The organism is Psychrobacillus sp. NPDC096389 (assembly GCF_044762855.1).
GTDB lineage: Bacteria > Bacillota > Bacilli > Bacillales_A > Planococcaceae > Psychrobacillus.
The window spans coordinates 298,315-312,668 of the sequence record NZ_JBIWFB010000005.1 but is presented as its reverse complement, the minus strand read 5'-3'; the positions used below and the strand labels follow the sequence as shown (position 1 = coordinate 312,668).

The window sequence follows — 14,354 nt, the reverse complement described above, 5'->3', positions numbered from 1 at the left end:
CTTTGCGTTATTCATCTTAATTGAACCGCCGTATACGGAACCGTACGTACGGTGGTGTGAGAGGTCGGGAGTTAATCACTCCCTCCTACTCGATTATCATCATTTGTTGCTTTTAGATTCCAGTAGTGTTTATTGAATCCTGCTATCTAACAAAAAATATTAATAAAACCTATTAAAATAGCTTAGAGACGTGAATTTGAATGACATATTATAGAATTAATGAGCGGTATAATCAGTCAGATGATTGATGATAGACTGCAAAATGGAGAGGAGGTGATTTTAATGAGTGAACAAAATTTTACAAGTAATGGAGAGTACCCAATTATTGCCCCATGTCCGGTTGATGCAGTGACATTAACACCTCTAGATGATGAAGAAGCAAGACCTTGTTTAGTTCCATCGAATCTTAATCCAATCATTAAAATTCCTGTTGTATTAGCAGAAAATACCCTTCAAATCGTAGTAGAAGCGAATATTCCACTTAATCCACCTGCAAGTGAAATTAAAAGAGTGTTTAAAGATGCTTTTATCACGCAATGTAAACTTGTTCCCGTGCGTTTTGGAAAAGAAACATGTCATGGTTCAGTTCGTACTGTAACAAAAGCAAAATTGTTTGTAGAAGGATTTATCCGAAAGGATATTGAATATGCTACTTCGAATTGTAATGGGGTCATTCGTGATCGAATTGCTACTGTCCCGTTTTCTGGTTTTACAGAATTAACAGCTGACGACTTTTTCGTTTATCCAATCATAGGCTCTTCTTCAGAAAGTAGATCCCGTTATATTAATCCGAAAAACGGTCATACGCCACGTTTGGACAAATTCTTTTTCGAAAATAATGTTTATTATAATGAGCAGCCATATTGCGAATTAGTAAATGCAGAATTCTTTGAGCTTGATTTTTCACCATGCCCAACAGGTGTAGGAGAATCATTTAGTACGCTACGTGAGAAAATTGTAGTGGATCTTACACTAAAAGTATTACAAGTACGACAAGTAAGAGTGAATGCTTTAGGCGGGGGATAATACCATTCCACAACTAACTCTAGCAATTGGATGAACATGAAAAAACGCTTGGTGAAAACCAAGCGTTTTAGTATTTACCACAATTTATATCCAATAGACCCCGGAGGTGCATTTTGAATTATTTCGATAACAGGAACTGTATATGCAAACAAGATTAATGCAATACAGATTGTTAGCCAAATTTTCCAATTTTCAAGTGCCATTGGTGTTTTTTCTGCATGCTCCGAGACTTCTGCAACTGGAAATTCTGTTTCTCCCTTTGGAGCAAACCAAATCAAATTCGCTACTATATAAAGGATTAAAATGATCCCGATGAATAGGATAGTACCGCCAACTGCTTGCGCTATTTGATAAGGAATCCATTCAGCAGCTTGTGCAGATCCTCCGTAAGTAGAGAAGTCTGAACGTCTTGGTGCACCGAATAGCCCAACAATATGCATCGCTCCTGACATAATGGACATACCGAAAGTCCAGACAATCGTTTGAATAATAGCCAATCTGTTCATTTGCTTCGTCATGACTCTACCAGTCAAATGAGGGATTAACCAATATGCCGCACCAAAGAATGTTAACAATACAGTAGTTGCAACCGTTAAATGGAAATGTCCCGTTACCCAAATGGTATTGTGTATTAACTGGTTCATTTGGTGAGAGGCGTTAATAATTCCACCAGCACCGGCAGGTATAAAGGCTACCATGCCGACAAAAGGTGCAAAGAAACGAGCATCTCCCCATGGCAATTTTTTGAACCAACCTAGAACACCTTTTCCTCCTAGTGCACGACCACGGATTTCAAATGTCGCAAACATCGAGAACGCAGTTAGTAGGGAAGGAATAACAACCATCAATGTCAATACGACTTGTAAGAACTTCCAAAAAGAACTAATTCCAGGTTCTGTTAATTGGTGATGGAATCCTACAGGAATAGAGAACAGTAGGAACAACATAAATGATAATCTAGCAAGAGAATCAGAGAAGATTTTCCCGCCTATAATTTTTGGAATAACCGCGTACCAAACCATATATGCTGGTAATAACCAGAAGTAAACTAAGGGATGACCGAAATACCAGAACAAGGTACGAGAAAGCAATACATCCACTTTATCTACCCAACCTAGAGACCATGGTATTAGTTGGAATAATACTTCTACAGCTACTCCTAGTGAACAAATAATCCACATAGCTAAGTTCACGACAACCATAAAAGTTAGTAATGGACTCGGCTGACCTGGATTTGCTTTACGCCACTCCACATATTTCAAAATGAGTCCTAATCCACCAATCCAAGACCCGACAATTACTAATGCTAAGCCAACATAGAAAATCCAGTGTGCTTGTAATGGTGCATAAAATGTATATAATACAGAAGCTTCGTTCAGTAAAATCATAATAGACGATGCAGTAGTACCGATTGTCATAGTCCAAAAACCAATCCAACCAAGTAAGCGTTGTTTATCTGTTAATGTACCAGATGTTCTACTTACTACAGCAATTTGAAAACCAAATATGAAATATGTTGTTAAAATAAGACCTAAAAGTACTCCATGAATCGTTAAAATCTGATAATAGCCAATTCCCCAAGGAAGGGTAAATGTTCCAGAACGTACTAAAGTTTGTAAAAGGCCACAAAGTCCTCCTATTGCTAGGGCGATAAAGGCCACATAAACGTGTGCTAGTGCTAGTTTGCCATCTCTTTTATCTACTTGTATTAAATCTTTTGTTTTTTCAGCTATAGTTGTCATATTACTCTACCACCTTTAGCATAGACATCATGGACGAATGCCCAATTCCGCAATACTCGTTACATAATATTAAATATTCTCCTGCTTTATCAACTGTTGTCACATATTCCGATACATAACCGGGCTCTAAAATCATGTTAATATTTGTTCCTGCTGCTTGGAAACCATGTACTACATCTTTCGTCGTTGCAATAAACTTAACTTTAGAGCCAAGCGGAACTTCAATTTCAGGTGGATTATAATAGAAAGCAGATGCGACAAACACAACTTCATAGTCCCAATCTTTTCCCTCTACTTTATGAACACCTGGATTATTAAATGGTGCAATTTCATCAACCCGTTCAGGATCTACATACACTTTTGCACTAGGTGGATGGGAACCGTAATGGAATGCACTAAACCCAACAATCACTAAAAATAAAACGAGCGAGCCAATTCCAAATGTGAGCCACCATTTTTCATATTTATGAATATGCATAGCTTCAAACCTCCAATAAATTAAAATCGATCAATAAATAAGTAAAATGCCATGAACCATGTAACTAATATAAAAATTCCGAGAAAACCGACTGAATAAAGCGTACCTTTTAAATCAGGCTCTTTCTCCCGTTTTTTCGACATTTTTTGCACCTCCCAATATTTGTTTTGTATAGTTATATCATAAATACATTTTTAAATAGAAGATGTGATAAAAATCACACATATGGAGGGATTATGTGAATTAAGTGTGAAGATTGCAGAGTTCTATTATTTCGTATACCCGAAATTTATATTAATAACCAAATAAAATCGAATATTCAGTTATTTGTTTTTTCGACAAAAAAAGAACTTTCTTTTCAGAAAGCTCTTCTTCATTCATTACTATTCATCAATTGTTAAAATGATTGTTAAATCACCAACTTCGGCAATTTCTACTGGTAATTTAAATGCATGTTGAAATCCGAATAATCTTGTAGTTCCAACAATGACAGTAGGGGGGGTAATATCAATTTCCACACCATTTGCCGCGACGGAAGTACATAAATTTCCAGCAACCATATTACCAAGTTCCCCAGTGAACGATTCTAGCATTTCGCCTTCTAAAGGCATTCCGAACATCGTCGCTCCAACTTGGGAGAAGCAATTAGAAGTTGAATCTATTATAATTCTACCTTTAATATCACCAATAATACCTATAAGTACGCCCATTTCTTTTTGTTCAAAAGGTTGTACCATTAGCGAAGGGGACTTTATATCCATTGAAAGAGGGATAACAGATTTTAACGATTGTATAGTTCCATTTAATATTGTTTGTATATGCTTCGAAGCACTCATTTTTTTCCCCTCCTAATCGTAAAGATAGTTCAATTTTAACATGAACCTTAGTAAAAAAGAATAGAAAAATGTAGAATATAGTGAATTAATGTGTTATTGTGTAAATGAGAATGAATTTCAAAAGCATTTGAGAGGATGATCTTTATGCTAGCTATATTTATTAGTACTACTGTTTTAATATTTGCTGGAATAACAGCCTATGTATTACGTTCTATTGAGCCACAACCGAAATAAATTTTTTATTTATATTAAATGTACCCCATCATGAAAATAGCAGAACGTCAGTTAGTTTTGCTAAATCTCCCACAACAAAAGAAACAGCTATTCAACAAGTAGATGATATAAAATCTATACTTAAAAATCCGCCTCAAATTGATTTTGGTCAGACTGTAGACAAACACGATGTAAGTCGAAATTGCTTTCAGTTTTTTTAGGTCATAATCCAAGAAGATACTTATTATCGAATCAGATTGTGAAGTATCGTATTTAAAATACCATGGATTGTTCAAAGGAGGGTTAACACAAAAACGACTGAAACTATGGCAAGTAAGAAGGAATAAATGAAGAAAAAGTTGTTTTTGAACCTAATAAAGGGTTTGAGAGATTTAACGAGGTATATAAATATGTTGATTCTGGATGAATGTTCTCTTTGTTGAACTTATTGTACTAATAGGTACTTTAGGCAAGTAGAGCAACGTCTTTAAGAGGTTGCTCTTTTACTATTAAAAATACTTCTGAAAATACTCTTTCCTTAGTCCTCCACTACTTAGCGTAAATCTTTTTTCACATTTTCATGCCCATAAGACTTTGTATTACTTAAATGGGGAAGTGGCTTTATATTAAATCAATAATTTGAAATAGAAGATAAATAAATTAAAACTACATTTATATTAAACCTTTGGGACAAAGAGAACGTGTGTCTCAAAAACAATAGAAACGGGGCATTCTTATTAAACTAATGCGTGCTTTGTTATAGACCATGGATTACTTAGACAACTTATATTTTTATAGGACTATCCGTTCTATCAAGGAAGCAAGGATTATGTAATAAAAGTTGATTGCTTTTTTTATTCATACTTAATTAAAGGTTTTATGGAAGAGGGATTAGCTGCTGAAACAAAGAGATGCAAAAGATGTGTTAGGACAATTATGACTACAGAGGAAGTCCATTATAGTCAGCAAGTCCATTTTTAGGAGAAATTTGGTTTTAGAATTGAAAATAAGTTATATCTACATTTAGAATTAGAATAATTTCGGTAATTCCTTCTCATGAAATCTGCCTTGCTCAAGATATTGTGTGTGATTATAATATTAATCTGTATTTGGTATTAAATGTAGTAATAGACATATGTCATTTAATGGTATGTTATTTGTAATCCTATGATAAAAAAACATGTCATAGGTGGAACCGTTTAAAGTCGATTCAAATAAAGAGAGTTCAATCAAAAATCATCTAAAAATCTTTTAATCTCGGAGTATTTTACTAACTCACTCTTCTTTTGGGAGTGACTAATAAGTTAATATGTATTAAAAGAAAGAGCACAGACTTAGGCTATCAAGTATGCGCTCATATTCTTTTACTTTAGTTCATTCATTAAATATACTGTGTCTTAAATTCACTACTATCAATGCAATCCCAGGTCAAGTCTCTATATTAGTCTTACCTGCAACCTATTTCTTCTTAGAGAAAAGCATATAAGCTAATACTAATGGGACAACCATTAAACCAATTCCAATGAGATAAACAGGAGCTACCGTACCCACGAGTATCAGGGATGCTGCTAGAGGTAGAAGGAGTTTATTCCAGAAAAAGACTGCATTATAGACGCCTAGTGCCTCGTAAATACTAGATTCGTTATTAGGGTCAACAATACGCACAAGAGAAAGTCCCTGAGGGTTAGATCCAGTTGCCATACCATAGTTCATCAAAGACTTTTCAAACCATTCAGGATTTTTAATTTTCCTATACCATAAATTGGTGAAGATGAAAGTAATACCGCAAATAATAAATGTTAGGATTAACAGAGGAACAAAGAATTCACTAATAATACTTAACTGAATAGAAGCGCAAGCTGTTAATATAATAATTTCTAGAGAGAAGTTACTTATTTCATTAATTGTCGGCTTATCAACATACCCATCAAATTTCACTTTTTTCATAAGTGGCCATAGAATAAGTGAACCGACAATACCGTAAATCATCGTAGGGATATTATTAATAAATGGGATTAGCAGACCAATACCCGATAAAATGAGCTCACCAAATTTAAAACTGACAGCAAGTATCCCCAGCTGGAAAGCGATTGAAGTTACGTTGCTTGGATTGATAGTAAGTCTGCCAATCGGTTTACGGTCTTTTTCGGGCAGAGTACCGCGGAAGAAGCTCTTATCTTTATTACTAATATCCTTAGTAAAAGCACCCCATCCACGACGAATCCCATAGTTAGCCAAAATGATACCTGGTATGATTGCTATTAATACACCTAATGTAGCCATAACCATCCCCAAACTTTGAGCACCAAGCTCTCCAGTGGGATCAATGACACTAGAAACAATAGGAACACTTCCATGAGATCCAAAGAACGCTGCAACAGCCATCAAGCCCCATCCTTCAGGGAGCCCCGGCCAGAAACGGAGTAGTAAAATCCCGATTAAAACACCAAAGACTAATTGGAATCCATACAAAACCATGTTTCCAAAGGCAAAATCCATATGTTGAATAACTTTTTTACCTGTAACGGTAATACCCAAAGGCACGCAGGTCATTAAAATATACATTGCATAAATAGGAATAGATTCAAATGATTCAGGGATCGTAATCCAACCTAGCACTTGTTGCCCGAGAATTAGTCCTAAAAATCCAGCAATTACACTGGACGGAATCAGAAACCTTTGAAAAAAAGGAACAGTTTCACGAATAGCTACTCCAGCAATCAATAGCATACCGAATATCATCAAAGTATCAAATATTTCTTCAACCATAAACATCCATCCTTTTCAATGAATTAAATTCAAAATGATTCGTTTACCATAACTTTACTTACTTTCATTAAAGAAGCAGATTTCACATTCTCCTCATTTTATAAAAAACATTCGGAAAATAAATCTGGGGTAGCTTTAGCTTAATACCAAGCAACGAAACACATTTTACACAAATAATGAAGTTTGATTCATTTATCATTTAGGCAGATTGTTTGTTAGTGTACGCCTCTAGAAAAAGCATTTTTATTAGGAACATAAAGTATCTATATTTATATCACTAGGATTGTATAGATATCGTTGTCATTTTCTTTATTAAAACTGTCTAGTTGTGAGTCAATAAGTAAATTTACATCTATAAAAAGTACTTCACAACTTAGCCTTTAATTCGAATTGTATCCAGCGCTGTATGACAATTAAGGTTCTCAAATCCATTCTCTGTAATTAGATAGCAATTGCCTATATTAGCACCCGACTTCAATGGATCGAGCCATTGAGCATGCAACACAAAGACCATTCCTGGCTCCATAATATCTTTATTGTGGGACGTTATGTTAAACTTTGGATTACCAGACATACCGACAGAATGTCCCAAGTTCGGATTATGCGGACCAGCAACTGCCGGATAAACGTGATTAAGTTTTCTACTATTCTTTTCATAATCTACTTCTTGAACGTATTCTATTGGAATTTCTCTAGCCGATAAATTATCATTGGGTGCCCAATTATAAGGCATGGTAGCTGTCGTATCGTCCTTGAGATATCCGTGCTCAATGTACACTGAAAATGCTGCTTGATGGAGATCACAAAAACGTGCACCGGGACGAATTATAGCCTCTGCTCGGCGTACAGCCTCTGTACATACTTCAAGAGTTTCTTCTTGTTCTGCAGTGATATCACCAACAGCGATCATCCGAGCAGCTTGAGCTGTGTATCCGTTATATGGTAAGGAAGACATATATAAATTGATGAGATCACCAGAAACCACCTTATGACCATAAGGCTTCCCACAGTGGGTACCAAATCGATTAATCCCAATTTGATAACCATCTCCACTTTCACCACCGCGAGCCATTTGTGCAAATGTGAAAGCTGCATAAATTTCAAAATCTGTTACCATGGGCCTCGTTGCATGACATGCAGCCTGGAATCCAATGTCCATTAGCTGGGCAGAGGCCCGAATCTGATCTTGTTCGTTTTTCGATCGGATTGTCTGCATATTTACAATAATCTGAGTCTCATTGACTGTTTTTAACTTTGGGAGTTTGCTTCTGAGCAGCTCCCAATACTTTGTGGATGAATTATCGCCAATCAATCCAATACTTGTCGCGCTATAACCTAAATCTGTTAAAATTTTAGCTACAGCTTCAATCAGTTGAACCTCAGACGTACCCGAACGTCCAGAGTATTCTTCACCTAGCGCTCCAACTTGCCAAAGCTTTTCAACCCCAATTGGCTCACCGGGAGGTGGAATAATCACAGATTGGGTAAAGAAAGAAACTAAGTGAATTTCTTTATTACTGTCCGTAGGTATGATTAACACGCCCTCACGTGCCCAATCACAGGCATATCTTAAAAACATATTCGTAGTTTTAAAGGTTTTAACACCGTCTGCATGTATAAGAAGAACATCGTGTCCTCGTTCTGCTGCTGATTGGCGCAAGCGCTCAATCCTATGGTAAAATTCCTCAGGTGGTATAGCCTTTGGTGGTACAAATTCAAAACCAGGTTCAAAGTCTTTCAACAACTTTTCGAAATTTACAGATGACATTATTCGTGACAGCTCCTTCATTTATGATGTGAAGATTTTTTATTCATCTTTTTAAATACAAACTATGCAATATTACTTACAAGCACATTGTTCTACATTAGAATTTATTTTGGTCTCCGAACAGTTTTCAAATAGACTTTTGCTATTTCATACTTTAGAGAAATAAGTAAAAATCAATAGAATGAAATCGTATTATTTAGTCTCCTTTCGTCACTCCTTACACCCTTACGGAAACGCTTACATTAAAATATAAGAAGTAATCTTAAATGTTTTTAATCTGAATTTTCTGTGAATTAACTGAAGGGTTAACCCGGTTGTAAAAAAGTTCTTCATGGTTCAATTATAGTTCGCCATTAAATATAAAAAAAATATCGGTTTAGTATGGACAACTATAACTGTTGGGAATATCTAAAATAAAGCACAAAAAAAAGAACTAAACATATCTCGTTTGGTTCTTTTATTCCAGGTCCAACTTTTTAATAAAGTTAACAAAAGCGTCTACCGTATTCAGTTCCAGAGTTTCATTATGATAGTACATCCATGTTTGTCTTAAAATCTGCTTCCCTTGTTTATCTCTTATGTCTATTTTCTTTACTTGTTCATCGTGTTCTAATATTAATCTAGGTAATATTGCATAGCCCAAACCATTGATGATCATTTCCCTGCAAGTATCTACATTATCTACTTTTATCCCGATACGGGGTGGGCTGGAGTAATTTTCCATCCACCAGCTATCTATTATTGTTTTAACTCCGTGTTCTGTATGATAATTTATCCGCGGTAATTCCGGCAAATTTTCCAGGTTAATATTGTCAACGGAAGCAACACATAAAGGCTCTTCAAATAATAAATGGCTTTGTCCAGACCAATTATAATTTCCACGTAGAAATCCAACATGTACTTCCCCGCAATAAACCAAATCGTAAATTTCTCTAGAACTCCCAGGTATTACTTGAAATTCTACATTTGGATTTTCTCCTTTAAACATTTTCAAAATACCTGGAAGCTTTTGTTTTGTAGAGTAATTGGATATGCCTATTCTTAAAGTTCCCGCAACTTGAGTATCCATATTTTGAACTTTCTCTTTGATTCGTCGTAGATTTAAAAGGACGTAATCTGCAGACTGGGCCAAAAATTCCCCTTGAGGAGTAAAATGAACACCTCTTCTTCCCCTCTTTACAATAGTAATAGTGAACTCAGCTTCCATTTTATGAAGGCGTTTCGTGATAGAAGGTTGAGAGGTAAATAATTCTTGAGCTGTTTTTGTAATGTTTTTATGTTTATAAAGTATCTGAAGTATTAGCCAATCATAGTCCTCCATTGTAAGGATCCTCCTTATGTATGCCATGTATAAATAAAACTATATCATAATGAATCAACCGGACAAGATAAAATAGCCGCTTGTGAAAAAAACATTATCAAAAATTTGTAGTGATGGTTATTGGGCAACATACAGAGAAACACATACTGAAATGTATATCAAAGGAATAATTAAAGAGTTTTATAATCATGAAAGAATACTAAAAGAGGTTTCGGTAACGAGTAGGGAATGGGGAGGATACTTTGTTGCGTTAGAGGGGAACAAAATTATTGGCACAATGATATTAGATGCTATTACCAAACAACAAAAGGAAGAGTTTAATGCAACGGAACAATGGGTTTCTGTTGCGAAAGGAAATCAAAAAGGAATTCCTTTCTATGAGGCAAAGGGATTTATTTTAAATCATGAACGTGATGGGCATGGAATTGTTAAGGGGAAAAAATATTCTTCATTGAGGTTTTGCCGTACGATTTGAACAGGCTCCCTGTGTAAAACACTATTCAGAATTGTGTCTTGCACAGGGACACTATTCATTTTTCATCATTTTCTGCTATGATTAAACTACATTGTCGAAATATAAAGGAGTAGTTTTTTCAAATGGTCCAATCAGCTGATTTACATAACATTAAAGAACAAAACGCTTTACTTGCTACATTATTTCACGAACATCAAGATGAAGAACGATTTGCAAAGGCAAAATTGTTTGCGCAGAAATTAGAACAAGGTACTTTCACGATTGCTTTCGCTGGGCATTTCTCAGCAGGGAAATCGAGTATGATCAATGCACTTGTAGAAGAACAACTCTTACCAACAAGTCCTATACCGACTTCTGCCAACATTGTAACGGTTCAAAAAACACCGGAAAACTATGCGCTTGTCCATTTTGTCGACCAAGCACCTGTCAAATTTTCTGGTGAGTATGATATAGGATTAGTGAAAAAGTATTCCAAGGATGGTAGTCAAGTTTCTCAAATTGAAATTGGGCACGAATCATCTGGATTACCAGCGGGCATTAGTGTGATGGATACACCTGGAGTGGATTCTACGGACGATGCGCACCGAGTTTCAACTGAATCAGCACTTCATCTAGCGGACATTGTTTTTTATGTAATGGATTATAACCATGTCCAGTCTGAGCTTAATTTCCAATTTACCAAGCAATTACTTCATTATAATGAAAATGTCTATTTAATCGTCAACCAAGTCGATAAACATCGGGAAGAGGAATTATCTTTTGAGGAATTTAAGCAATCCGTAGCAAATGCTTTTCTTGCATGGTCAGTGGAGCCAAAAGATATCTTTTTCACTTCATTAAAAGATAAAACATTTGTACATAATGATTTTCCGAAAGTGCAACAAATTGTCCATCATTCCATCGATCATAAAGAAGAGCTATTTATCACTTCTGCGAAAGCAACGCTAGAGAAACTAGAAGATGAACATATGCAATTTCTCGAGGACGAGAAGGAAACATGTTTTGAAACATTCGAAGAAGAACTGACAAAAGAAGAATGGGAAAATAAAGAAGAGCTAAAAAAACAACTTGAGCTATCCGAAACTCATGTAAAACTACAAGATGCAAGCCTTTGGAGAACAGAATTCGAAGAGGGACGAAAATCTATTTTACAAAATGCATCTGTCATGCCTTACGAGATGAGAGATGCGCTAAAAACATATGCAGAAGCGATGCAAAGCTCATTTAAAGTCGGCTTTTTAAATAGTAAAAAGAAAACCGAGGAAGAAAGAGCCAATCGTTTGAAAGCAGCCAATGATTTATTAGAAAAAATTGTAGAAACGAATATTACTGCTCACATAAAACAATTAATGAAACATATGCTTAAAAATGTGTCTTTACTTTCAGATGAACGAGCATTAGAAATTGAAGAGATAGATTTTAAGTTACCTGTTTCCGTTTTGAAAGAAACGCTTCATGAAGGTGCTAATACTACTGGAGATGCAATATTGCACTATGCTAACCGGGTGCAAGAAGCGATTAATCGCTTTTATATACGAGAGACAGATGGCTGGAAAGAACAAATAGTAAAACAAATCAATGAGCATCCAATGGAAGAAAGCGAAAAAGTGGAGCAAAAGATTCTTCAATTAAATAAGAAACTGCTCGCCATTCATACCATTGAAGAAATGGAAAGCAAAATGCAATCCTTTATAAAGGAAGTCAAAACACCATCACTTGCTCATAGAAAAGAGCGTGACAACCTATTATTGGAATGGGAAAAAGAACGGACTGCCTTTGAAAATGCCATCACCGAATATGATGCAACAGAACAAGCAACAGAAGAAAAGGTTGTACAAATAATAGAAGAAGAAAAACAGCGAGAAGTAGAGGAAGTAGAAATCTCTTCGGAAGCTGTACTTGCAAGAGCAAATAAAGTGGCAAAAGCGATTGATCAACTTCCTGCTTTTAAAGAAGCGGCAAGTTATTTAAAAAGAAAAGCAAGTAGAGTGGCACATCAACAGTTTACGATTGCCTTGTTTGGAGCATTTAGTGCTGGGAAATCAAGCTTTTCGAATGCGTTAATGGGGGAACTTGTGTTACCAGTATCTCCAAATCCAACAACTGCTACGATCAATAAAATTCACCCTGTTTCAGAAAATCATCCGCATAATACAGCAGATGTTACCTTGAAAACGAGTCAGCAGCTATTAGAAGATGTCCAATTTGCCTATAGTATGCTTGGAGTGACCGTTTCTTCCTTGAAAGAGGCATTTGAAAAAGCACCAAAAGTGATCGAACAATCGGTAACAGAAGAGGTGCACAAGTCGTTCATTGTCGCTTTTCATACAGGATATGCACAATATGAGGCGAATCTTGGACAAACATTACGGGTAGATGCGGAAGAATTTCGTCTCTTTGTCGCTGAAGAATCACGTAGCTGCTTTGTAGATTTTATTGATTTCTATTATGACTGTGAGCTAACAAGACTCGGCGTGACATTAGTTGATACACCTGGAGCTGATTCGATTAACGCACGTCATACTGGAGTAGCATTTGACTATATTCGAAATGCAGATGCGGTATTATTTGTCACGTATTTCAATCACGCTTTTGCAAAAGCCGACCGAGAATTTTTGATCCAGCTTGGCCGAGTGAAAGATTCCTTTGAGTTAGATAAAATGTTCTTCGTTGTCAATGCAATCGATTTAGCCGCAAATGAGGAAGAAGAGGAACTTGTCAAAAATTACGTGCAAGGTGAGCTTCAGCGATTTGGAATTAGATTCCCTCGTGTATATGGTGTCTCTAGTTTACAAGCATTACATGAAAAACAAACGAATGCTCCTTTACATGAGGGTATGTTCCAGTTTCAAGAATCCTTTTATCACTTTTTAGAGCATGATTTAAAACAAATGTCTGTCAATTCATTGGAAGAAGAAACGCTGCGCCAACAAATGAAATTGCAACAGATGATTGTACAAACAGAAACAAACTTAGCTAGGAAAGACGAAAGGCTAGGAGAATTACGTTTATTAGAACAAAATATTCGTAAGCGTTACACCAATTCGAAAGGTGCTTTCATTGCCAAAGAAGCGAAGCAGGAGCTTGAAACATTGCTTTATTATTTACTGCAACGAGTGTATTATCGCTTCAATGAATTTTTTAAAGAAGCGTATAACCCGTCCTTATTTTCAAACCGCTCGGCCAATATCGCTTTAGAAACAGCGCTGAAGGATATATTAAATATGTTGCGTTTTGACATCGAACAAGAATTACGTGTCACGAACTTCCGTTTATTGCAATTCATCCAAAAGCAGATGACGGAGATAGAAAAAGAAGAAGTACGCGTGTTGAAAGACTGGAATGCAGGCTTTACTTTCACACCGCATGAATTCGAAAATTATGAGTTGCTTGACTTCGAAGGACCATTTGGGCAAATTCAAAAATATGAACAAGTAAAATCCTTCTACAAAAATAATAAATCCTTTTTCGAGAAAAACGACAAAGAAAAATTGCGAGACTCACTTTCGGAACAAACGAAGGTAGAAGCGGAAAGTTACCTGAACGAGCAACAAGCAAGACTTTTCAAGTGGGCAGAGCAATATGCAGATATGGAAGCGGAAGCTGTTCGCTTGAAATGGTTAAAGGATTCCATAAGTCAACTAGATGCTGAGCGTGCACTATTAGAACAAGAAGAAATGTTAGCGAAGTGGAAAGAACTGTATGCCATCATTTCAAACTAAAGGG

The 14,354-nt window shown here is 36.0% G+C and carries 10 protein-coding genes; 3 read left to right on the top strand and 7 right to left on the bottom strand.

Going from position 1 to position 14,354, the window contains the following annotated elements:
• Nucleotides 1-282: 282 nt before the first annotated feature.
• Nucleotides 283-1,026: a CsxC family protein gene (locus tag ACIQ38_RS14860; RefSeq protein WP_402824438.1), complete on the top strand. Its 744-nt coding sequence runs from the start codon at nt 283-285 to the stop codon at nt 1,024-1,026.
• 74 nt (nt 1,027-1,100) lie between these two features.
• On the opposite strand, the gene ACIQ38_RS14855 is transcribed toward ACIQ38_RS14860, so the two are convergent.
• The 7 genes from ACIQ38_RS14855 to ACIQ38_RS14825 form a co-directional block, all read right to left on the bottom strand.
• Entirely contained in the window at nt 1,101-2,768 is a 1,668-nt protein-coding gene (locus ACIQ38_RS14855) for a b(o/a)3-type cytochrome-c oxidase subunit 1 (protein WP_402824435.1), read from the bottom strand.
• 1 nt (nt 2,769) lies between these two features.
• Nucleotides 2,770-3,246 carry a cupredoxin domain-containing protein gene (locus ACIQ38_RS14850; protein ID WP_402824432.1) on the bottom strand — a complete coding sequence of 159 codons (477 nt, stop codon included), beginning with the start codon at nt 3,244-3,246 and terminating at the stop codon, nt 2,770-2,772.
• A 20-nt stretch (nt 3,247-3,266) separates the two neighbouring features.
• Nucleotides 3,267-3,389 (bottom strand): cytochrome c oxidase subunit 2A, encoded by a 123-nt coding sequence (locus ACIQ38_RS14845; RefSeq protein ID WP_142607189.1) that lies wholly within the window; start codon nt 3,387-3,389, stop codon nt 3,267-3,269.
• A gap of 240 nt (nt 3,390-3,629) precedes the next feature.
• Nucleotides 3,630-4,082 (bottom strand): chemotaxis protein CheX, encoded by a 453-nt coding sequence (locus ACIQ38_RS14840; protein ID WP_402824427.1) that lies wholly within the window; start codon nt 4,080-4,082, stop codon nt 3,630-3,632.
• A gap of 1,671 nt (nt 4,083-5,753) precedes the next feature.
• Nucleotides 5,754-7,064 (bottom strand): sodium/glutamate symporter, encoded by a 1,311-nt coding sequence (locus ACIQ38_RS14835; protein ID WP_402824424.1) that lies wholly within the window; start codon nt 7,062-7,064, stop codon nt 5,754-5,756.
• 373 nt (nt 7,065-7,437) lie between these two features.
• Nucleotides 7,438-8,724, bottom strand: a complete 1,287-nt coding sequence (locus ACIQ38_RS14830) for a M24 family metallopeptidase (protein ID WP_402824421.1) — start codon at nt 8,722-8,724, stop codon at nt 7,438-7,440.
• Nucleotides 8,725-9,289: 565 nt separating this feature from the next.
• Complete coding sequence (locus ACIQ38_RS14825; protein WP_402824418.1) at nt 9,290-10,153, bottom strand: LysR family transcriptional regulator; 864 nt, start codon at nt 10,151-10,153, stop codon at nt 9,290-9,292.
• 82 nt (nt 10,154-10,235) lie between these two features.
• On the opposite strand from ACIQ38_RS14825, the gene ACIQ38_RS14820 reads away from it, so the two are divergent.
• Both ACIQ38_RS14820 and ACIQ38_RS14815 read left to right on the top strand, forming a co-directional pair.
• Nucleotides 10,236-10,628 (top strand): N-acetyltransferase, encoded by a 393-nt coding sequence (locus tag ACIQ38_RS14820; RefSeq protein ID WP_402824415.1) that lies wholly within the window; start codon nt 10,236-10,238, stop codon nt 10,626-10,628.
• A gap of 122 nt (nt 10,629-10,750) precedes the next feature.
• On the top strand, nt 10,751-14,350 hold the full coding sequence (locus tag ACIQ38_RS14815; RefSeq protein ID WP_402824412.1) for a dynamin family protein: 3,600 nt from the start codon (nt 10,751-10,753) through the stop codon (nt 14,348-14,350).
• Nucleotides 14,351-14,354: the final 4 nt, after the last annotated feature.